This is a genomic window from Agrobacterium sp. lyk4-40-TYG-31, from assembly GCF_030209855.1.
Taxonomy (GTDB): Bacteria; Pseudomonadota; Alphaproteobacteria; order Rhizobiales; family Rhizobiaceae; genus Agrobacterium; species Agrobacterium vaccinii.
In genome coordinates this window covers 591,712-613,940 of the sequence record NZ_JARVRE010000004.1, presented here as the reverse complement: position 1 = coordinate 613,940, position 22,229 = coordinate 591,712, and the positions used below count along the sequence as shown (strand labels likewise).

Here is a 22,229-nt window from a genome sequence, read left to right as displayed (position 1 = left end):
CGGCAACATTTTGCGGGCCTTCACCAACTTAACCCCTATTTAGGGTGATCTTCACAAAAGACAAGCCTTTAACGCCACCAAAACGCTAACCGTGACTGTATGCCGGGCCCTTTACCCGACCGGACATGACACCGAAACCATCTATGATCGCCTCCTGATTTTCCATCCGTCCAATCTCCAACTGTACCTCGGAAAGAGCGCGCATGAGCTGGACCATGCGGTCGCCATCTCCCGCTTCCGTCGCCTCGGCAATTTCACGCTCCAGATCGATTTTCTGCCACCGCAACGCCTTCGTTCGCTTGTGCAGGGAAAGCGACTGGGTGTAGCCCTCGCGAGCGTCTTCAGGTGCAGCCTGCTCGGTGGCGGTCCAAAGCCGGGCATTGCGCACCTGCTGGTTCATCGCCTTCAAAAGCGCATCGAAGCCATGCGCCTCAAGTCGCGCGATCAGCCCTTCACGCGAAAGCTCGGCACCGTTTTCAGCTGCATAGGTCAAAACCTGCGACCAGAGTTTCTGCAAATCGCGGTTCTCGTAATCGATGGCGGCGATCTCGTCATATTCCTCCAGCAGCAGTTGCGGATGGTTGACGATGGTCAGCGCCAATACGCTTTCACGCAGCGCAGGCGCACCCAGATAGCCTTTGACCAGTCCCGACTGGCTGAGCCGATCCGAAATACTGCCGGAGCCGGTGGTCGTCCCGCGTGGAGGGGTTCGCTGCCCGTTACGCGCACTACCGCCCCCACTGCCACGCTCGAAATTGCGGTTTTGTTGGTTGCCACGCTGAAACTGCGGCTGGAAAAACGCATTCAGCCGCTCGCGCATGTCTTGCTGATAAAAGCGGCGGACACTTTCGTCGCCAATCACGGACACGATTTGGCGCAGCCGGTTTTCAAGTTCAGCACGCTTTTCCGGCGTATCGAAGGTCACCGACGCCGTTTCGCGGCTCCAGATCATCGCGGCCAGCGGCTTGGCTTCCGCCAGCACCCGGTCGAAAGGCGCCCTGCCCTCATGACGCACCAGATCATCCGGGTCCTTGCCATCGGGAAGCAATGCGAAGCTGACGGAGCGACCCGGCTTGATGTGCGGCAACGCCAGATCGGCGGCACGGCTGGCGGCGCGAATGCCCGCGCCGTCACCATCGAAGCAGAGCACAGGCTGGGCCGACATCTTCCACAGCAGATCGAGCTGGCTATCCGTCAAGGCCGTACCGAGAGGCGCCACAGCGTTTTCGACACCAGCCTGATAGAGCGCGATGACATCCATATAGCCTTCGACGGCAATCACCGTGCCGGAGGACTGTGTGGCGCGGCGCGCACGGGCGAAGTTATAGAGCACGTTACCCTTGTGGAAGAGCTCCGTTTCATTGGAATTGAGATACTTCGCCATCGCATCCGCCGCCATGGCGCGACCACCAAACGCGATCACCTTTTCCCGCGATGACAGGATGGGAAACATGATGCGGTCGCGGAAACGGTCGTAGGACACCGGCACGTTCTCATGCACCACCAGCCCGCAGGCCTCCATCTGTTCCTTGGCAATGCCCTTGGAGGCTAGATGTTCTTTCAGCGCGTTGCGACTATCGGGCGCAAATCCCAATCGGAAGGTCTCGATGGTGCGACCTGTCAGTCCACGATCACGCAGATAGGCACGCGCCCGTGCACCGGCAGCTGTCTGCAGCTGATCCTGAAAGAACAGCGTCGCCATTTCCATGACGTCCTGAAGGGTTGCCCGCTCCCGCTCGCGCCGTTCCGCCTGCACATCCGGCTGCGGCATGGAAACGCCAGCCATATCCGCGATCTGCTGGACGGCTTCAGGAAAACCCATGCCATCAAGGTCGGTCAGAAAACGAAAATGATCGCCCGAGACGCCGCAACCGAAGCAATGGTATCGGCCCTTGCGGTCCTCGCAATGGAAGCTCGGACTCTTTTCGCCGTGGAACGGGCAGCACGCCCAGTAGTCACCTTTGGACGCGTTGCTCTTCTTCCTATCCCACGTCACACGTCTGCCGATGACATCGGAGATGTTCACCCGGTCCCGTATCTCGTCAAGAAATGAGTTAGAAAAGCGCATAGTTACCTGAAATCAGTGCCTGTTTCGGCCAGCCTTTTATATAAGCGCAGCTGAGAGAGATTACCAAGGGCAGAAACGGATAGTGCCCGTTATTCACAGGAGAGCTTGACAGACGTGTATATACAAATGAATATACACTCACGGCGCATGAGTGCCTGACAGCCAATCATCCGGGTTACTCATGTTGATCGTAAAGCGAGAGTTCATCTCCTTTGAATGGGATGAGAACAAACGACTTAAGAATATCGAAAAACACGGCATCGACTTTCCCAGAGCAGCAAGCGCACTATCGCGGCCTCACTTGGAAAGCCCATCCGACCAGAACGGAGAAAGCCGCATTCTGGCTGTGTGCCCGGAAACAGAGCGTCTGATAACCGTTGTTTACACAATGCGAGGTGATGCTTGCCGGATCATATCAGCCAGGGCGGCGCGAAAAAATGAGCAAAAAACATATCGTCAGATATTCGGCGAATGAGATACGGCAAAAAATCGCCAGAGGTGAGGACAAAACCGACTGGGCACGCGTCGATGCGTTGACTGATGAGGACATCGAGCGTGCGATGCGCGACGATCCTGATTGGGCGGAGTGGATCGATGTCGACTGGTCGACGGCTGAAGTCGTCGTGCCCGTCGCCAAGAAGTCGATCTCCATCCGGCTGGATGAGGACGTCATCGACTTCTTCAAGGCAACGGGCAAGGGATACCAGACCCGCATGAACGCGATATTGCGCCACTATGTGCGCGAGCAGAGAAGCAACAAGAGCTGATCGGCAGAATCAGCGCACGTCTACGCGCCGACTTCTGGCGAATTTAGGGCAGAAAATCTCCGCAAAACATTATGTTTTTGTAATTTGAAGGCGCGTCGCGACACGTTTAGTTTCGCACAATCGGCATGATGCCGAGCGTACGCGTAATGTCTTGATTTCGGCGACTTCCCCCAATGAGCCGATATGACGCTTCATCGAAAGCGCTTTCCAGACATCAAAAAGGCAGGGCGCCCACATGTGCCCTGCCTTTTCCTTTGGTAGCGGAATTTACTTCAGCAGTTCCTTGATCAGTGCCGATGCCTTGCCGAAATCGATCTGGCCGGGGTAGCGTTCCTTGACCACCGCCATGACCTTGCCCATGTCACGCAAGCCCGACGCTTCGGTTTCGGCGATGACGCCTTCCAGAATGGCGCGCACCTGTTCCTGCGGAATTTCTTCCGGCATGAAGCTCTTGATGATGACGATCTCTTCGCGCTCCTGATCGGCAAGCTCCGCCCGTCCGGCCTTGTCGTAGATACCAGCGGATTCTTCGCGCTGCTTGATCATCTTGGCGAGAATCTGCAGAATTTCCTCGTCGGAAACCGCGTCCTTACCAACGCCGCGATTGGCGATGTCGCGATCCTTGACGGCGGCCTGGATCAGCCGGATCGTCGAAATCTGACGGGATTCGCGGGCTTTCATGGCGTCTTTGAGGGTGTTGGCGAATGTATCGCGGATCATGCTTCTCTCCTTGAAAAAGTCCTGCCATCGGGCAAAGTCCGGTCAGGCTTTTTCTTCATAATTTTGCCAGCGGCATAAACGAGCCAGCAGCTTTCAGCAAATCTTTTACATAAGCGCCTGATTTGACTGGATTTTAAATCCTGACAATCCACAGGGCTGCGGTTGACCGTTTGCGCAGCTTTCGTTATTTTCCGGCACCTGCACAGGATTTTAACGAAGGTTACGACGCGAAGGCTTTCGCGCGCCCTTATCCGCGACAAAACATGACCGCTTTGCTCCTGCCTTTCAAGAGGCGGGCCGGAACGGCAGAAACGGAAAACGAGATGACCGAGACAGCTCCCTGGACCACCCGCAAACCCACCGCCATGCTCGTTCTGGCAGATGGCACCGTGATCGAGGGAACCGGCATCGGCGCAACCGGCAAGGTGCAGGCGGAAGTCTGCTTCAACACGGCGCTGACTGGCTATCAAGAAATCCTGACCGACCCGTCCTATCTCGGCCAGATCGTCACCTTCACCTTCCCGCACATCGGCAACATCGGCACCAATGAAGAAGACATCGAAGACCTGACGCCTGCGGCCCGTCGCGGTGCGGTCGGCGTCATCTTCAAGGCCGACATTACCGATCCATCCAACTTCCGCGCAGCCAAGCATCTCGATGCATGGCTGAAAGCCCGCGGCATCATCGGTCTTTGTGGCGTCGATACCCGCGCGCTGACATCGTGGATCCGCGAAAACGGTGCACCGAACGCAGTGATCGCTCACGACCCGAACGGCGTCTTCGACATCGAAGCGCTGAAGGCGGAAGCCAAGGCCTGGAGCGGCCTTGAAGGTCTTGACCTTGCGATCGAAGCCACTTCCGGCCAGTCCTCCGTCTGGAGCGAGACGCCTTGGGTGTGGAACGAAGGTTACGGCAAGCTTGATGAAGCCGATGCCAAGTACCATGTGGTCTGCGTCGACTTCGGCGTGAAGCGCAACATCCTGCGCCTTTTTGCTGGACTGGACTGCAAGGTCACGGTCGTGCCTGCGCAGACATCTGCCGAAGACATCATGGCGCTGAAGCCCGACGGCGTGTTCCTGTCCAACGGCCCGGGAGACCCGGCAGCAACGGGTGAATATGCGGTTCCCGTCATCCAGGACCTCATCAAGACCGAGCTGCCGGTGTTCGGTATCTGCCTCGGTCACCAGATGCTGGGTCTTGCCGTTGGCGCAAAGACCGAAAAGATGCATCAGGGCCACCACGGCGCGAACCACCCTGTGAAGGACTTCACGACCGGCAAGGTGGAAATCGTATCCATGAACCACGGCTTTGCCGTTGACACCAAGTCCCTGCCGGAAGGCGTTGAAGAGACTCACGTTTCGTTGTTCGATGGCACCAATTGCGGCCTGCGCCTGACCGGCAAGCCGGTCTTCTCCGTTCAGCACCACCCGGAAGCATCGCCCGGCCCGCAAGACAGCCATTACCTCTTCCGCCGCTTCGTCAACCTGCTGCGCGAGAAGAAGGGCGAACCGGCCCTCGCAGAGCGCTGATAAGACTCAAAGAAATGAAGAAACCATGCGGCCCGCTATCAGCGGGCCGTTTGCATTTCGCGCTTCACCATCAGGTAGAAACGGGTTGTCAACAGAATGGCTGCCGCCGAAAGGCCAACCACAAAGCCGAACCAGACGCCCGGCCCGCCGAAGCCCAACGGGAACGCGGTAATCCACGCCAACGCCAGGCCGATGGGCCAGTAGGAAATCAGTGCCAGGATCATTGGTACCCGTGCGTCTTTGAGGCCCCGCAGCAAACCGGCAGCAACCGCCTGAATGCCATCCACCAGCTGAAACACACCGGCGATAATGACCAGCGTGCTGGCATAGGCCAGCACTTCGCGCGCGCCGGGAAGGTTCGGATCGAGGAACCAGCTTGCGAGATATTCGGGTGCCAGAGCGAATAGAAGGCCACCGCACGCCGCGATGGCACAGGCCACGCCGTAGACCGTGATCGCTGCGCGAACGAGGTTCGGGTAATCGTTCTGCCCATGCGCCACGCCGATCCGCACGGTTGCCGCCTGCGCCAGCCCAAGCGGAATCATAAAGGCAATCGATGCAAGCTGGAGTGCGATGCCGTGAGCTGCCAGCTCTAGCGTGCCGATCTGGCCCATGAGAATGGATGCGGCAGAAAACAGCGTCACTTCGGCCAGAATGGTGACACTGATGGGCAGGCCAAGGCGGATGACCTCCCACAGCGCGTGGAAATCCGGTCTCCAGAAGCGGACGAACAGCTCGTATTTGCGCGTTTCCTCCCGCGTTTGAATATAGACGATGATAAACACGAGGCTGAAAGTGTTGACGATGACGGCGGCGAAAGCAGCGCCGATCATGCCGAAAGCAGGCAAACCGAAGTGGCCGAGCACCAGCCCATAAGCCAGAAAGCCGTTCACGAGCAGCATAGCGATGGTGATGTAGAGAATGATGCCAGCGCGCCCGATGGCGCTGACAAGACCGCGCATGACGTAAAACAGAAGCGCGGGCAGCAGGCCGAACTGGGCGACGGCGAGATACGCCCCTGTCTGCGCGGAGACCGCAGGATTCTGCCCAAGCGCCACGAGAATTTTTTCCGCACTGAGAAACAGCGGCACCGTCAACAGCCAATAGACACAGGCGACCCACATGCCCATGCGCAGCGCACGGCGCGCGCTCGTGGCATCACCCTGCCCGTAGGCATTGGCAACCATGGGCACGACGGCGACGGAAAATCCCGAGCCGAAAATGAAGACGACGAAGAAAAACTGTCCGGCGAGCACCATCGCAGCCAGCTTTTCAGCACCGAGCTGACCGACGATCACCATATCCGTCGTGTGAATGCCAAGCTGCGCCAGTTGCGCACCGATCAGCGGAATTCCCAGCGCAAGCGTCGCGCGCAAATGCGCACCCCAGGAGTTGGCACCAACCTTTTGGGCGTTCTCAACCGCAACCGACGATAACATGGCATTCCCTCAAAAAAACAAAAGCCGCTTCCCTGCAAACGAGGAGAGCGGCATTTTTCTCGATACGATATTTGCACCGCCTGCGCAAGAATGTGGCAGACGCACAGAATTCACCCATCCCAACGGGCTTCGACAGCGTTTGCGGCTGTCTTATGCTCGAAATAATGAGATGCTATAATGCCGAAAAAGCAATTTATATAAATTAAATCAATAAGATATATCTACACTCACGAATTGTTTACGCACAGGAGATAAAGCAAAGACTTACGTAACGGAATGATCTCTGGGTGCATGAGGCACGCCATCAAAGCCAACAGGCATGTCTCCACAAATCCGGTTTCCGGCTCCACCTAGAGGTTCAAATTGCCTAGAAAATCCAACTTGATGACGCGCATCGTCGTCGCGGCATCCTGTGTCGTCGTTGCGGCCTTTGCGGGTTTTTCGTTTTACATCGACCGCCTTCAGCGCGATGCGACCAATCACTTCGTTGAAGACAAGATCAACGCTGCTGGCAAGCAATCGGCCCAGAGCATCGCCAACTGGCTGAATGGTCGCGTCATGATGACTGAAATGGTCGGCGCGTACATGGTCAAAGCGACTGATCAGACGCGTCTGAACCTTGCGCTGCAAAACGATGTGCTGGCGCGCGAATTCAAGTCCACCTATTTTGGTGACGAAGCCGGTAACTTCAACAATTTCCCATCGACAACGATGCGTGCAGGTTACGACCCACGTCAACGCCCATGGTACCAGGCTGCGGTCAAAGCCAATTCCACCGTGCTGACGGAGCCCTACACGGACGCGACCACGGGCAAACTCGTGGTCAGCGCTGCACTGCCCGTCAAGCGTGATGGCAAGCTGGTCGGCGTTGCCGCCAGCGACTTCCTGCTGACGACGCTGGTTTCCATGATCGGCTCCATCGACGCCGGTGACGCAGGCTATGCGTTTCTGGTGAACAAGGACGGCAAAATCCTTATCCATCCCGATGAAGCGATGGTCAACAAGACTCTGACCGACCTCTTTCCCGTGGCAACACCGAAGATTTCGCAGGCCATGTCGCAAACGCAGATCGGCGGCGTGGATAAGATCACCAGCTTCATTGCCGTTCCCGGTCTTCCCAATGTCGAGTGGTCCGTTGGCCTCGTCATCGACAGCAAGACGGCCTTCGCCTCCATCGCCAAATTCCGCGTTGCTGCCGTCGTCGCCACCATTCTGGCCGTGGCCGGTATGATCGCGTTTCTCGCTTTCCTGCTCAACAGCCTGATCGTCAGGCCCGTGACGCAGATGACATCGGCTATGGATCAACTGGCCGCTGGCGATCTGGATGCCGCCATTCCCGGCCAGGAGCGCAAGGACCAGATCGGCTCCATGGCAGCCGCCGTCGCCGTCTTCCGCGCCAATGCGCTGGAACGCCGCCGTCTGGAAGGTGACGCGGAGCAGACGCGCAATCTTTCCGAACAGGAACGTGCCGAGCGCGAGCATATCAGCGCCAAGGACGCCGCCGATATTCAGTTCGCGGTAGACTCGCTCGCCAAGGGTCTCGCCCATCTCTCCGATGGCGATCTGAACTACCGTATCGACACGCCTTTCGTGTCGCGCATCGACCGCCTGCGTGAAGATTTCAACGGCTCCATTGCCAAGCTGAACGCTGCTCTGATCAATGTCGGCCAGAACGCCAACGCCATCGATGCCGGGGCTAGCGAAATTCGCCAGTCTGCCGATGACCTTGCCAAGCGCACGGAACAGCAGGCAGCATCGGTCGAAGAAACAGCCGCTGCACTGGAAGAAATCACCACCACCGTCAAGGATTCGGCCAAGCGCGCCGAGGAAGTCGGTCGTCTGGTGGAGCGTGCCCGCGCCAATGCCGAGCAATCCGGCGTGGTCGTCGGCGATGCCGTCAAGGCCATGGAAGGCATCGAGCAGTCCTCCTCCGGCATTTCCAAGATCATCGGCGTCATCGACGAAATCGCCTTCCAGACCAACCTTCTGGCGCTGAACGCCGGTGTCGAAGCGGCGCGTGCCGGTGAAGCCGGCAAGGGCTTTGCCGTCGTCGCGCAGGAAGTCCGCGAGCTTGCTCAGCGTTCAGCCAATGCTGCCAAGGAAATCAAGACCTTGATCAGCGCCTCTACCACACAGGTAGAAGCGGGCGTATCGCTGGTGGGCAACGCCGGAAAGGCGCTTGAAATCATCGTCGCCGAGGTTCAGGAAATCAACAAGCACATCAACGCCATCGTGCTGTCATCCCGTGAACAGTCGACCGGCTTGCAGGAAATCAACACCGCCATCAACACCATCGATCAGGGCACGCAGCAAAACGCCGCCATGGTCGAGGAACAGACCGCGGCCAGCCACGGCCTTGCCTCAGAAGCTGCCGCGCTCAACACCCTGCTGGCGCAGTTCCAGCTTGGAAATGCCGGTCACCAGAACCGCAACGGCTACCGCCGCGCGGCCTGATCTGACGACGATGTGAGAAGACGAGAGGCGTGACCGGGTAACGGCCACGCCTTTTTGTTGGAGGTATGGCGCGATGGCTATGCAGTGTCTGGGCAGCACACTGACTACCGTCATCCTTGGGCTTGTCCCAAGGATCTAACCACGCACCCGCGGACTTTTCCCGTCGAGTGTGCAGCAACGGCAGCAGATCCTTGGGACAAGCCCAAGGATGACGGCAGTGGGTGTGCACTCTCCTGACCTTGTAGCCTCGGCCAAAACCCGACACCTTACCGTAAGGCAGTTGTGAGTCGGATGGAGGACATCATGGTTTGGGAAATCGTGTGGCGCGGGGTCGCCATGGGCATTGGAGGCACCATTTTCATGGATGTCTGGGCCATCATCCTCCACCGCCTGTTCAAGCAACCCGCTGCGAATTGGGGACCCGTGGGCCGCTGGTTCTGGCATTTGCCCAAGGGTACGGTGTTTCATGACAGCATAGCGAAAGCACCACCCTACGAGCATGAAGTGGCACTTGGCTGGATATCGCATTACGCCGTTGGCATCATCTACGGCATTCTGCTTGCGATGATCGTACCTGCCGGGTGGTTTGCCGCACCGACGTTTCTTCTGCCGTGGATCGTGGGCATCATCACCGTTGGCGCTGGCTGGTTTCTGCTTCAGCCTGGCCTTGGCATCGGCTGGGCGGCATCCAAAACACCCAACCCGAACAAGGTAAGAGCCCTGAACCTCGTTGCACACACGATCTTTGCACTTGGCATGTTCGTGACGGCGCTGATCATTCGCTGAGACGCGAAAAAGGGGGCTTTCGCCCCCTCTCCCAAGTCTCGATCGTTCGATCAGATATCTGCGGAAAACGTATCGCAATCTTCGACGCGACCGCTTTGGAAACCGCGCTTGAACCACTCTGCCCGCTGTGCGGACGTCCCGTGGTTGAAACTATCCGGCACGACATAGCCCTGTGACTTCTTCTGCAACGTGTCGTCACCGATCTGGTGGGCCGCATTCAGAGCTTCTTCCAGATCGCCCGTTTCCAGAATACCCTTCTGCTGCGTGGACTTGCCCCAGATACCGGCATAGCAATCGGCCTGAAGCTCGACCTTGACCGACATCTTGTTGGCCTCCGTCTCGCCCATGGACTGACGCTGGCGGTTGAACTCTGGCAGGACGCCTGTCAGGTTCTGAACGTGGTGTCCGACCTCATGCGCAATGACATAGGCCTGCGCAAAGTCACCCGATGCGCCGAAGCGCTGGTCGAGCTCGCGGAAGAAGTCGGTGTCGAGATAGACCTTGCGATCAACCGGGCAGTAGAACGGCCCACTGGCCGAAGACGCCGTGCCGCATGCTGAACGCACCTGTCCACCGAACAACACCAAGGTAGGCTTTTCATAAGTCTCATTGGAGGCACTGAAAATCTTGCCCCAGGTATCTTCTGTTTCGGCAAGAACCGTGCGCACGAAAGCTGTTGTCTCGTCGCTGGACTGGCCCTGTGGCCTGGTGCCCGTGGTCTGTTGAGTGCTGCCGCTATCACCGGAGATGTCGCCGCCGGATAAAAGCGTCAGCGGGTTGATGCCCAGAGCCCAGCTGATCAGCAGGATGACGACGAGGCCACCAATGCCGATGCCACCGCCGCGACCGCCGGTGGGCAGGCGAAAACCGCCGCCCCCGCCCATGCCGCCGGACGACATTCCACGTCTGTCTTCAATATTGTCGGATTGGCGACGCCCTCTCCACTGCATGTCAGTCTCCCCTTACTTGCCATGCTGAAACGCTAAACTCTCCAAAGCGTTCCGGCACCTTAGCTGTTAGCGAAGACGTAGGCTCCGCCCTTTTTCAAGGCGCGCTGGTAAGCGGGTCTTGCGCGGATGATTTCGAGGTAGCGACGGATCGCCTTGCGACCCTCCATCCCCTCTGCACGGCTCATAGCTGCCTCCACTGGAAAGCTCATTGCAATGTCTGCACCGGAAAGCTCATGTCCAACGAAGTAACCCGTCGCCGCGAGCTCGTTGTCCCAGTAAGCGGTGTGATCCGCCAGCTGCGGATCAACCAGCTTGCCCATCACGCCCTTGGAAATCATGCTCGCAACGGGCCGCAGGAAAAACGGGACCTGGCCCGGAATGCGCGAAAACAGAAGTTTCAGCAGCAACGGCGGCATAGCGGAGCCTTCGGAGTAATGAAGCCAGTAGATATAACGCTGGTAGTCATCCGTTCCCGGCTGCGGGCGAAACGCACCCTTGCCGTAGGTATCGATCAGATATTCGATGATGGCGCCGCTTTCGGCGTATATCCTGCCGCCATCTTCGATGACGGGCGACTTGCCGAGCGGGTGCACCGCCTTCAGGCTCTTCGGCGCACGCATGTCCGACCCGCGTTTATAGGTCTTTACCTCATAGTCGAGGCCGAGTTCTTCCAGCAGCCAGAGAATGCGGTGCGCGCGGGAATTTTCCAGATAATGAACGGTAATCATAATGCCCTGTTCTGTGCGTGTGAAGCAAACTTAATTCATTCAAATGACTATACGTTTTTGCGACCATAAAGGATCATGTCTGGTATCGCGAATAGCGTGTTCCAAATTTCCTGTCAGAAACAGAAGATTCGGGGTTCCGTTCACCAAGACATTTGCCTATAAGCCGCTTCTAGCCTGAAAAGATTGGAATTGCGCGCCCGCGGCCGGTGAGTTTCACCATGGCCGTTTTTTGCGCAACGAGAAAGCGGAACGAGAGCCATGCCGAAGCGCCAAGATATCAAGTCCATCCTTATCATCGGCGCTGGACCGATTGTCATCGGTCAGGCATGCGAGTTCGATTATTCCGGCACGCAGGCCTGCAAGGCGCTGAAGGAAGAGGGCTACCGGGTCATTCTGGTCAACTCCAACCCCGCCACCATCATGACAGACCCCGGCCTGGCCGACGCGACCTACGTAGAGCCGATCACGCCGGAAGTCGTCGCCAAGATCATCGCCAAGGAACGCCCGGACGCGCTGCTGCCCACTATGGGCGGCCAGACGGCGCTGAACACGGCGCTTTCCCTGAAGCGCATGGGCGTGCTGGATCGCTACAATGTCGAGATGATCGGCGCAAAGCCAGAAGCCATCGACATGGCCGAAGACCGCGCCCTGTTCCGCGAAGCCATGAAGCGCATTGGTCTCGAAACCCCGAAGTCGATGCTGGCCAACGCCACCGACATCAAGGACGCCGACCGCAAGACGCATGAAGCAGCCCGCGCCGACCTGAAGGCAAAGCTTTCCGGTGCAGAGCTCGACAAGGCGCTCGACAACCTCGAAAACCAGTGGAACCTCGGCGAGACGGACCGCAAACAGCGCTACATCAGCCACGCCATGGCCATTGCCGCGCAGGCCATCGATGTCGTCGGCCTGCCAGCCATCATCCGTCCGTCCTTCACCATGGGCGGCACCGGCGGCGGCATTGCCTACAACCGCTCGGAATTCTTCGAAATCATCGGCGGCGGTCTGGATGCCTCCCCTACCACCGAAGTGCTGATCGAAGAATCGGTTCTCGGCTGGAAGGAGTATGAAATGGAAGTGGTCCGCGACAAGGCGGACAACTGCATCATCATCTGCTCCATCGAAAACATCGACCCGATGGGCGTTCACACCGGCGATTCGATCACGGTCGCCCCTGCCCTGACGCTGACGGACAAAGAATACCAAATGATGCGCAATGCATCGATCGCCGTTCTTCGCGAAATCGGCGTCGAAACAGGCGGCTCGAACGTACAGTTCGCCGTCAACCCGAAGGATGGCCGCCTCGTCGTCATCGAAATGAACCCGCGCGTATCGCGTTCGTCTGCGCTCGCCTCCAAGGCCACCGGTTTCCCGATTGCCAAGGTCGCGGCCAAGCTCGCTGTCGGCTACACGCTGGACGAACTGGACAACGACATCACCGGCGGTGCAACGCCTGCGTCGTTCGAACCATCCATCGACTATGTCGTCACCAAGATCCCGCGCTTTGCCTTCGAGAAATTCCCGGGCGCATCGCCGATCCTCACCACGGCCATGAAGTCGGTCGGTGAAGTCATGGCCATTGGCCGTACCTTTGCCGAGTCGCTTCAGAAGGCGCTGCGCGGTCTGGAAACCGGCCTCACCGGTCTCGATGAGATCGAAATCCCCGGCTACGAAGAAGGCGAAGGCTCCAAGAACGCCATTCGCGCCGCCATCGGCACGCCGACGCCGGACCGTCTGCGCATGGTCGCACAGGCGCTTCGCATGGGTATGTCAGAGGCCGAAGTACACGAAAACAGCAAGATCGACCCATGGTTCATCGCCCAGTTCAAGGCCATCGTGGACATGGAAGCCCGCGTGCGCGAGCACGGCCTGCCACAGGACGCTGAAAACCTGCGTTCGCTGAAGGCCATGGGCTTCTCCGACGCCCGCCTCGCCAGCCTGACCAAGAAGCGCCCGAAGGAAGTGGCGGAGCTGCGTAACAGCCTCAATGTGCGCCCCGTTTTCAAGCGCATCGACACCTGCGCCGCCGAATTTGCCTCGCCAACCGCCTATATGTACTCCACCTACGAGACGCCTTTCGTTGGTCAGCTGCGCTCCGAGGCGCAGGTTTCCGACCGCAAGAAGGTCGTCATTCTCGGCGGTGGCCCGAACCGTATCGGTCAGGGCATCGAGTTCGATTATTGCTGCTGCCATGCGGCCTTCGCGCTGAAGGATGCGGGCTTTGAAGCCATCATGATCAACTGCAACCCGGAAACCGTGTCCACCGACTACGACACCTCCGACCGCCTCTATTTCGAGCCGCTGACGGCTGAAGACGTGATCGAAATCATGCGTGCGGAGCAGGAGAAGGGCGAGCTGGTCGGCGTCATCGTGCAGTTCGGCGGCCAGACACCGCTGAAGCTGGCCGAAGCGCTCGAAAAGAACGGCATTCCGATCCTCGGCACCGCGCCTGATATGATCGACCTTGCCGAAGACCGCGACCGTTTCCAGAAGCTGCTGATGAAGCTGGACCTGAACCAGCCGAACAACGGCATCGCCTATTCCGTAGAGCAGGCCCGCCTCGTGGCATCCGAAATCGGTTTTCCGCTGGTCGTGCGCCCGTCCTACGTTCTGGGTGGCCGCGCCATGCAGATCATTCATTCCGAGGGACAGCTCCAGACATACCTGCTGGATACGGTTCCGGGTCTGGTGCCCGAGGATATCAAGCAGCGCTACCCCAACGACAAGACCGGCCAGATCAACACGCTGCTGGGCAAGAACCCGCTGCTGTTCGATAGCTACCTGACCAACGCTGTCGAAGTGGACGTCGATGCATTGTGTGATGGCGAAAATGTCTTCGTCTCCGGCATTATGGAGCATATCGAAGAAGCCGGTATTCACTCCGGCGACAGCGCCTGCTCGCTGCCATCCCGTTCGCTTTCCAAGGAAACGCTGGACGAGCTGGAGCGCCAGACGACGGCCATGGCCAAGGCATTGAACGTCGGCGGCTTGATGAACGTGCAATATGCCATCAAGGACGGCACGATTTACGTTCTGGAAGTCAACCCGCGCGCCTCGCGTACCGTGCCGTTCGTCGCCAAGACCATCGGCGCGCCGATCGCCAAGATCGCAGCCCGCATCATGACCGGCGAAAAGCTGGATGCGGCGATTGCAGCTTACGGCGCAAAGCCAGACCCGCGCAATCTCAAGCACATCGCCGTCAAGGAAGCCGTTTTCCCATTCGCCCGCTTCCCCGGCGTCGATATTCTGCTGGGACCGGAAATGCGCTCCACCGGTGAAGTCATCGGCCTCGACACGGACTTCGCGCTCGCCTTCGCCAAGGCACAGCTCGGCGCCAGCGTCGATCTGCCTCGCTCCGGCGCGGTGTTCGTGTCTGTCCGCGATGACGACAAGGAACGGGTCCTGCCCGCCATCCGCCATCTGGTCGAGATAGGCTTCAAGGTACTGGCAACTGGCGGCACGCAGCGCTTCCTTGCTGACCAAGGCATCAATGCTGAAAAGATCAACAAGGTTCAGGAAGGTCGTCCGCACATCGAAGACGCCATCCGCAACCGTCAGGTCCAGCTCGTCATCAACACCACGGACAGCAACAAGGCGATCTCGGATTCGAAATCGCTGCGCCGCGCAACGCTGATGCAGAAGGTGCCCTATTACACCACCATGTCCGGTGCGGAATCCGCAGCTCTCGCCATCAAGGCGCTTAAAGCCGGCAGCTTGGATGTGCGGCCTTTGCAAAGCTACTTCTGATCCGAGCAGATCATAGAAGGTTCATAAACCGGCCTGCCAACATGCAGGCCGGTTTTGCTTTATCCAGACTTTATCATTCGGCATGGCGAACGGAGGGGAAGATGACGGAAACAATGGAGATTTTTAACGAGCGGCTGTTCTCAGTCGACCGCGAGACGCTGTTTCAGGCATTTGCGGATCCGAAGCTGCTGGAACAATGGTGGGGTCCACAAGGCTTTACCAATAAGATCACCGCATTCGACTTTCGTGCCGGCGGCACATGGACCATCACCATGACGGCCTCGGACGGCACGGACTTCCACAATGTCTCGACGTTTCGCGACATCATAGCGCCGCAAAGCATCGTGTTCGAGCATCATGAGCCGATGCACGTCTACACGATGAGCATAAACTTCATCAAAAACCCTGCTGGTACGACGTTGCAATGGCGAATGGTGTTTGATGCGACGGATGAAAACCTGCATCTGAAGAAATTCATCGCCGCCGCCAACGAGCAGAATTTCGACCGCCTTGAGTCCGTTTTAAACGAGATGGCAACATCAAGCTGACAGCACAGCAGCTGACGCAGGTCCCACCTCCATCAGCCTGCGAACTGCCTGCATATCCTCCCGGAACCGCTGAAACTCCTCGACCTTTCTTTGCTCGTCCGGTATGCGCAATAAATAAGACGGATGCACCGTCACGAAGAGCATCCTGCCGCCGTCCATGGGCATGGGCCTGCCGCGCATGTCCGACAGTTTTTCCTTCAAATCCGTCAGCGCAAACATTGCCGTCGCTCCCATCGCCACGATGAGCTTGGGTTGAACCAGATCGATCTCCCGCGTCAGCCACCAGCGACAACGCTGAACTTCGCCCGCGTCCGGACGCTGGTGAATGCGCTTCTTTCCGCGCGCCTCGTATTTGAAATGCTTCACGGCATTGGTGACGTAAAGCGATTGGCGCTCAATTCCCGTCTCGCCCAGCACCTGATCGAAAACCTTGCCCGCCGGACCGACGAAGGGACGTCCGGCCAGATCCTCGAAATCTCCGGGCTGCTCGCCAACGACCATGACGTCAGCACTGACGGGGCCCTCACCAAAGACCGTCTGCGTCGCCTTGCAATGCAAAGGACAGAGCGTGCACCCTTTCGCCTCGTGCTTCAAACCTTCCAGCGTATCTGCATCCGGCAAAACGGGCGCTGGTCTGCTTTCCGCCGCCGCCTGTATGCGATGGTGGAACAGTTGCGGTTCGGTCGCCGCCTTTGCGCCCATTTCCAGCACGCGGGCCTCAGCGTTCAGGATAAGGCCGGGTATGAGGTCCGCTTCGGGGAGGTTCTTCCAGTATTTCTTCGGCATCTCCGCCGTCATCGCCTTGATTTTCAGGCGAGCAGGATTGAAAATATTGGCATAATAGGTGCGCCAAAGCTCATCCGTTTCATCGGACAAATCCGGTTGCTCGGCGGCAAGCCGTGATGTTTGGAGTGTTTTGCCATCCCAGCGCGCCGACCCCTTGGGCGTCGCGATGACCCAGTCCATATCGGTGAAACGACGCTGAAAAAACGCAGCCTTTCGCTCGACGATGAAATGGTCAGGCTCGAACCACGCAATAAAACGGCGGCGGGCGGCGACACCCTCCGGCAGCGGCAACTCCTTGAAGCGCACGAAAGCCGTCATCTTGTGGCTGTCGCGGCGCACGGATTTTTCCATCTTCCGCGCTTCGGAAACATCTGGGTCGGACTTGAACTGCAACAGCGCCCTGTCCTGCCCCAGACGCCACAGCAAGCGATACAGCAACGAAAACCGTTCCGGTGCGCTGTGACAGATGATGGTTTGCGCCAGGGGAATGAAGGCCGAGGGCACGTTAACGCTCGCCGATCCGCCGCTCGGTGGCAACCGGTCACCCTCCTCAAAGCCGAACAGGCTTTTCTCTTCCCCCTGAAACCGCCAGTCGATCTCCTGAGGCGTGACATTTGCGGAAAGAAACGCCCGCGCAGCATCGCGCCACTCGTTGAAATCTCCCCGGCCCTCCAGCGCCACCCTGTACATTACAGCAGCGACAATTGTTCAGGCTTCGGCGTGAACATATCGCGCAGATCGGGACGTTCCGTCAGCTTGCCCGGCGTCCATCCGCCCGCCACCACAAAGGCTTTCACCTTTTTCAACGAGACACCAAAGCGGGCGATATCCTCCAGGCGCAACTGCCGAAACCGCCGCGATGAGAGAATGGATTTGACGGTCTTGGTGCCAAATCCAGGCACACGCAGCAGCATCTCGCGATCCGCCGTGTTCACATCCACCGGAAAACACTGGCGATTGGCCAAAGCCCATGCCAGTTTTGGATCGATATCCAGATCCAGCATCCCATCTTTCTGCGTCGAAGCGATTTCGCCGATATCGAAGCCATAGAAACGATAGAGCCAGTCCGCCTGGTAAAGCCGGTGCTCGCGCATCAAAGGCGGCTTGATCAGCGGCAGGTTTTTCGACGAATCGGGAATGGGACTGAAGGCCGAGTAATACACACGTCGCAATCCGTAACTGCCATAGAGGCGCGCGCTCGTCGTCAGAATGGTCGTGTCGTTGGCACCATCGGCACCGACGATCATCTGGGTGCTCTGGCCCGCCGGGGCAAATCGTTTCACCCGCTTCGTCCGCAGCGTCGGTTCCCCAGCCTCCTCGATCTTCAGGCGAATATCGGCCATGGATTTTCGGATGTTGGCGGGCTGCTTTTCAGGTGCAAACTGGCCGATGCCACTATCGGTGGGAAGCTCGATATTGATCGACAGCCGGTCTGCGTAAAGCCCCGCCTCTTCCACCAGATGCGCCGATGCCTCGGGTATGGATTTGAGGTGAATGTACCCCTTGAAACCGTGGGTCACGCGCAACTCTTTAGCCACCCGCACCAGTTCTTCCATCGTATGATCAGACGAGCGAATGATGCCGGAGGACAGAAACAGGCCCTCAATGTAATTACGACGGTAAAACTCCAGCGTCAGCCAGACAACCTCCTCCACCGTAAACCGTGCCCGCTCCACATTGCTGGAAGAACGGTTGACGCAATAGGCACAGTCATAGATGCAGAAGTTTGTGAGCAATATTTTCAGCAGCGAAATGCAGCGTCCGTCGGGCGCATAGGCATGGCAAATGCCCGATCCCTCCGTCGAGCCCAACCCTCCCGACGCAGACGAGCTACGCTTCGTCGTGCCGCTGGAGGCGCACGAAGCATCATACTTCGCTGCATCGGAAAGGACGGCCAAACGCTCTTTAATCGACTTTTTCATAATAATGTTCACTATATGTTCTTGCCTTTTGTGTCAAGAACGGTCTAAAAAGCTTCAGGTTTTTACAGGAAATCATAAGGTTCAAATTCGCTGGCAATCCGCTGCCGACTTCTGATATAGTCGTGAGAATTGTGATTTTGACTGGTTCCGTGGTTTTGCCCCGGGACCTGTTTCTTTTTGTGTCTGCGGGTACCGCAGGATGAATGCGAGGAAGAAAAAAATGGTAGAAAAAGTACCGATGACTCAGGGTGGATTTGTCAAGCTGCAGGAAGAACTCCGCTGGCGTCAGCAGGAAGAGCGTCCCCGCATCATCGAAGCCATTTCGGAAGCGCGCGCCCATGGCGACCTGTCCGAAAATGCGGAATATCACGCTGCCAAGGAGGCGCAGAGCCACAATGAAGGCCGCGTTGCCGAACTCGAAGACCTGACGGCCCGCGCCGAGGTGATCGACCTGTCAAAGATGTCCGGCACCACCATCAAATTCGGTGCAACAATCAAGCTTGTGGATGAAGATTCCAACGAGCAAAAGACCTACCAGATCGTCGGCGACCAGGAAGCCGACGTCAAGCAGGGCCGCATCTCGATCTCCTCGCCCATCGCTCGTGCCCTCATCGGCAAGGAAGTCGGCGACAGCATCGAAGTGAATGCGCCAGGCGGTTCTCGCGGCTACGAGATCCTCTCCGTCAACTGGGGTTGATTCCCAGATCCCCTCCCCGCGAGATCCCGATCGTGCCCTATGTCGACTTGGCCGATGTCCAAGTGCTTGCGCCCAACTTCAAGCGCAGGCTCTCTGGCGTAACATCCACCATCATTCAACTCCTGCCCGTTCAAAACAGGCAGGGGCAGATGGTGGCCGCCATTGGGCCAGGACTACCACCAGACCTGCCGCATGTTCGCTTTCGCGATCTGTGGCGCCTGTGGCAGTTGGGGCCACGCGGCACGCCCCGCGTCTGGCACGCCCGACGCAACATCGAAATGCTACCCGGCATCGTGATGCGCGATATCCTGCGCATGAAGCTGAAGCTGGTCTTCACCTCCGCCTCCCAACGCAAACACAGCGGCTGGACGAAGTTCCTCGTCTCGCGCATGGACGCCGTGATCGCGACGAGCGGCAAGACAGCGTCCTATCTGGAGATGCCGAGCACAGTCGTGATGCACGGCATAGACACCAACCGTTTCTCCCCGCCCGCAGATAAGGCCCAGGCAAAACAGTCACTTGGCCTCGATAGCGGTCAGAAATACGCCGGATGCTTCGGTCGGGTTCGCCATCAGAAAGGCACCGACCTTTTCGTAGACGCCATGATCGCCGTTCTGCCGCAACACCCCGGCTGGTCTGCCATCATCGCCGGGCGGGCAACCGGGCCGCATATCGAATTCGAAACTGGGCTGAAGGATAAGGTTCGCGCCGCAGGCCTCAGCGACCGCATTCTCTTCGTGGGCGAACACACCAACATCAACGCCTGGTACCGCGCCCTAGACCTCTTCATCGCCCCCCAGCGCTGGGAAGGCTTCGGCTTGACCCCGCTGGAAGCCATGGCGACGGGTGTGCCGGTCATCGCGACGGACGTGGGTGCTTTTCCGGAATTGATAACGGCGAATACCGGTGAAATCATCCCCCGCAATAATTTGCAAGGCATGAGCGCGACGGCAACACGCTGGATGATAGACGATGCAATGCGCGGCGAAGCATGCGTTGCAGCGCGTCATCACGTCGGGCAGCATTTCACCATCGAGGGCGAAGCGGCCAATCTTGGCCGCATCTACGACGCCGTTACGGCTTGCGTTTGAAGAGCTCGATATAGGCAGAGGCAACAGCTTCTTCGGAAAACTGCTGCATCAGCGTTGCGTGTCCACCGGCAGCCACACGTTCTGCCAGCGCCCGGTTACCCAGAAGATTTCCGATCGCCGCGGCAAAGCCCTTTTCATCACCAATCTCGGCCAGCAAACCGTTTTCGCCGTCTTTCATAAACCAGGACGGCCCCTCGGATTTGGAAGAGACGACCGGCTTTTTTTGCGCCCATGCCTCGAGAATGACGTTGCCCAGCGGCTCATGGCTGGACGCCATCACGAAGACATCAGCCGCCGCCACATAGGGTCTCGTCTCGTCCTGCCAGCCGATGAAGCGAACGCGATCACGCATGCCACGCGCCTCTACCTGTGCTTCGAGCGCTTCGCGCTCCTCCCCGTCTCCCGCCAGCCACAAATAGACCCCCGGCAGTGTGGAGACGGCATCGATCAGCGTGTGAAAACCCTTGCGCTTGACGAAACGCCCCATGGACATCACCACCGGCGCATCCGGCGGCGTATCCAGTTGCGCCCGAGACACCGGCGCGATTTCCTGCGTGCTGGTGAAGTTGGAGATGACCTCCACCCCACGGGTCCAGCCGATGTTTTTGACATGTTCGGCAATGCCAGGTGTGTTGCAAACGAGAATGTCGGTATTCTTGAAGTAATCCAGCTTCGTCGGGTAATCGCCCAGCCGAGATAACTTGATGCAGCCCTTATAGGCTGGCATCAACCGGCTTGGGCGTGTCGCCCAAGACATCAGCGCATTGGGCTGTTCGCGTCGCGCCATGCGCATCACCTTCATAGGCAGCAACAGTCTATCCGGCGAGAGGTTGCGAAAATTGCTTTCGATGATGCCACATACGCCGTCTATATTCTTGCGCCATAAACGATTGGGGCGGATGACCGCCGTCTGCTCCACGCCCCTGCTGGCCAGTGCATTGACGAGATGCACGAAAAAACGCTCCGCGCCGCCATCCTTGCCCAGATGATAATGCATGACTTTCATGGTGTATTCCTTCCGCGCTCCATGTCATCGACATTCGGTCGCCGTTTCAGCGCGTGACGCTGATGTATTTTTGCCTGCGTGAGAAACGCGTAAATCCCGCCCGTCGCGGCCTCGATCAGGCCAGGCACACCGCAACGCCACAGGCCATTTCGAAAATAGAGCCTCAGGAAATACAGCCAGGGCGATACCAGGAGCTTGGAAAGCCGGGCCTTGCGACCCTCAGCAAATTGCTGATCAGCTTTCAAGGTGGAGTACTTGTTCTCTTTCAAAATCTGCTCATCGATGATGAGCGGGCGGTAATGCAACAGACTGCCCTTTTCCGACACGCTGACCTGCCCCACTGGCACGATGCCCTCATGCACCTTCTGGGAAAGATCGTAAGCACCCTTGCCGTTTCGGATGAGCCGAAGATTCTTACGCTCGCGCACATTTTCAGGCGTATAACCGAAACCGATGAGATAGGGCCGCCGCGCCACCTTCCAGCCGACAACACTCTCCGGCGTAGCGAGCAGTTCTGGCAGCGTAGCTCGCAACGCATCATCCAGCCGCTCATCCGCATCGATATTCAGACACCACGGCTGCGTGCATTGCTCCAGCGCAAACTGCTTCTGCCCTGCATAGCCGCGCCAGGGCTCGTACATGAACCTGATCGGCCAGCCCTTGTCGATATAAGTCTGAACCAGCGCTTGAGTGCCATCGGTTGACCCGGAATCGACGATGACGATCTCAGCACAGCCTTCTAGGCTCTCAATGCAATTGCCAAGATAAGCTTCCTCGTTGAGGCAGATGATAAAGGCGGAGACGCTCTGTTTTTGCATACTTTCTCTTACACGGAAAATCCTGACACGAAATCAGTGTCTGCCATTGCGACGCAAAGTCTATAGGGTGGCAAAGCGGTCAATTGCAAGCACTTGCCAGCGCGACAAGGCTCCTGCCCCACATTCATCGACCTATAGTCGGTCAAGGTTGGAAATCTGAGGTTTATTTTGGCGCG

The 22,229-nt window shown here is 58.1% G+C and carries 18 protein-coding genes; 9 read left to right on the top strand and 9 right to left on the bottom strand.

All coding sequences use genetic code 11. From position 1 onward, the window contains the following. Positions 1-85 precede the first annotated feature (85 nt). Positions 86-2,068 carry a DNA primase gene (dnaG, locus tag QRN55_RS08190; protein ID WP_284776317.1) on the bottom strand — a complete coding sequence of 661 codons (1,983 nt, stop codon included), beginning with the start codon at positions 2,066-2,068 and terminating at the stop codon, positions 86-88. Positions 2,069-2,249: 181 nt separating this feature from the next. On the opposite strand from dnaG, the gene QRN55_RS08185 reads away from it, so the two are divergent. After that, the gene (locus QRN55_RS08185; protein ID WP_284776315.1) at positions 2,250-2,543 is read left to right on the top strand and encodes a BrnT family toxin; all 294 of its coding nucleotides are present in this window, start codon (positions 2,250-2,252) and stop codon (positions 2,541-2,543) included. Further along, positions 2,506-2,835 carry a BrnA antitoxin family protein gene (locus tag QRN55_RS08180; RefSeq protein WP_284776313.1) on the top strand — a complete coding sequence of 110 codons (330 nt, stop codon included), beginning with the start codon at positions 2,506-2,508 and terminating at the stop codon, positions 2,833-2,835. Before QRN55_RS08185 ends, QRN55_RS08180 begins: the two co-directional genes overlap by 38 nt. Positions 2,836-3,102: 267 nt before the next feature. On the opposite strand, the gene QRN55_RS08175 is transcribed toward QRN55_RS08180, so the two are convergent. Further along, positions 3,103-3,555: a GatB/YqeY domain-containing protein gene (locus QRN55_RS08175; protein ID WP_233121569.1), complete on the bottom strand. Its 453-nt coding sequence runs from the start codon at positions 3,553-3,555 to the stop codon at positions 3,103-3,105. 323 nt (positions 3,556-3,878) lie between these two features. Here QRN55_RS08175 and carA point away from each other — a divergent pair, with 323 nt between their 5' ends. Next, a complete protein-coding gene (carA, locus tag QRN55_RS08170) occupies positions 3,879-5,084 on the top strand; it encodes a glutamine-hydrolyzing carbamoyl-phosphate synthase small subunit (RefSeq protein WP_112499712.1) in 1,206 nt (401 codons plus the stop codon). Between the two features lie 38 nt (positions 5,085-5,122). Here the strand turns inward: carA and QRN55_RS08165 are convergent, their stop codons facing one another. Continuing rightward, positions 5,123-6,523, bottom strand: a complete 1,401-nt coding sequence (locus QRN55_RS08165) for an MATE family efflux transporter (RefSeq protein ID WP_284776309.1) — start codon at positions 6,521-6,523, stop codon at positions 5,123-5,125. Positions 6,524-6,886: 363 nt separating this feature from the next. On the opposite strand from QRN55_RS08165, the gene mcpU reads away from it, so the two are divergent. Together mcpU and QRN55_RS08155 are read left to right on the top strand one after the other, a co-directional pair. Next, positions 6,887-8,977, top strand: coding sequence for a methyl-accepting chemotaxis protein McpU (gene mcpU, locus QRN55_RS08160; protein ID WP_284776307.1), 2,091 nt, complete (start codon positions 6,887-6,889; stop codon positions 8,975-8,977). 303 nt (positions 8,978-9,280) lie between these two features. Beyond that, on the top strand, positions 9,281-9,763 hold the full coding sequence (locus QRN55_RS08155; RefSeq protein ID WP_284776306.1) for a DUF2938 domain-containing protein: 483 nt from the start codon (positions 9,281-9,283) through the stop codon (positions 9,761-9,763). A 50-nt stretch (positions 9,764-9,813) separates the two neighbouring features. Here QRN55_RS08155 and ypfJ read toward each other — a convergent pair whose 3' ends face one another. After that, a complete protein-coding gene (gene ypfJ, locus QRN55_RS08150; RefSeq protein WP_284776304.1) occupies positions 9,814-10,713 on the bottom strand; it encodes a KPN_02809 family neutral zinc metallopeptidase in 900 nt (299 codons plus the stop codon). Between the two features lie 59 nt (positions 10,714-10,772). After that, entirely contained in the window at positions 10,773-11,441 is a 669-nt protein-coding gene (locus tag QRN55_RS08145; RefSeq protein WP_284776302.1) for a glutathione S-transferase, read from the bottom strand. 258 nt (positions 11,442-11,699) lie between these two features. On the opposite strand from QRN55_RS08145, the gene carB reads away from it, so the two are divergent. Beyond that, a complete protein-coding gene (gene carB, locus QRN55_RS08140) occupies positions 11,700-15,185 on the top strand; it encodes a carbamoyl-phosphate synthase large subunit (RefSeq protein WP_284776299.1) in 3,486 nt (1,161 codons plus the stop codon). A gap of 101 nt (positions 15,186-15,286) precedes the next feature. Further along, positions 15,287-15,733 carry an SRPBCC domain-containing protein gene (locus QRN55_RS08135; protein ID WP_284776297.1) on the top strand — a complete coding sequence of 149 codons (447 nt, stop codon included), beginning with the start codon at positions 15,287-15,289 and terminating at the stop codon, positions 15,731-15,733. On the opposite strand, the gene QRN55_RS08130 is transcribed toward QRN55_RS08135, so the two are convergent. Continuing rightward, a complete protein-coding gene (locus QRN55_RS08130) occupies positions 15,725-17,209 on the bottom strand; it encodes a UdgX family uracil-DNA binding protein (protein ID WP_284776295.1) in 1,485 nt (494 codons plus the stop codon). The two genes, QRN55_RS08135 and QRN55_RS08130, sit on opposite strands and share 9 nt — an antisense overlap. Next, the gene (locus QRN55_RS08125; RefSeq protein WP_284776293.1) at positions 17,209-18,441 is read right to left on the bottom strand and encodes a putative DNA modification/repair radical SAM protein; all 1,233 of its coding nucleotides are present in this window, start codon (positions 18,439-18,441) and stop codon (positions 17,209-17,211) included. Before QRN55_RS08125 ends, QRN55_RS08130 begins: the two co-directional genes overlap by 1 nt. Before the next feature lie 220 nt (positions 18,442-18,661). On the opposite strand from QRN55_RS08125, the gene greA reads away from it, so the two are divergent. Both greA and QRN55_RS08115 read left to right on the top strand, forming a co-directional pair. Beyond that, on the top strand, positions 18,662-19,138 hold the full coding sequence (gene greA / locus QRN55_RS08120; RefSeq protein WP_284776291.1) for a transcription elongation factor GreA: 477 nt from the start codon (positions 18,662-18,664) through the stop codon (positions 19,136-19,138). A 32-nt stretch (positions 19,139-19,170) separates the two neighbouring features. Further along, on the top strand, positions 19,171-20,229 hold the full coding sequence (locus QRN55_RS08115; protein WP_284776288.1) for a glycosyltransferase family 4 protein: 1,059 nt from the start codon (positions 19,171-19,173) through the stop codon (positions 20,227-20,229). Here QRN55_RS08115 and QRN55_RS08110 read toward each other — a convergent pair. Together QRN55_RS08110 and QRN55_RS08105 are read right to left on the bottom strand one after the other, a co-directional pair. Then, entirely contained in the window at positions 20,213-21,235 is a 1,023-nt protein-coding gene (locus QRN55_RS08110; protein WP_284776286.1) for a glycosyltransferase, read from the bottom strand. The genes QRN55_RS08115 and QRN55_RS08110 overlap by 17 nt on opposite strands. Continuing rightward, positions 21,232-22,053, bottom strand: a complete 822-nt coding sequence (locus tag QRN55_RS08105; protein ID WP_284776284.1) for a glycosyltransferase family 2 protein — start codon at positions 22,051-22,053, stop codon at positions 21,232-21,234. The genes QRN55_RS08110 and QRN55_RS08105 overlap by 4 nt, the downstream gene beginning before the upstream one ends. Between the last annotated feature and the right edge of the window lie 176 nt (positions 22,054-22,229).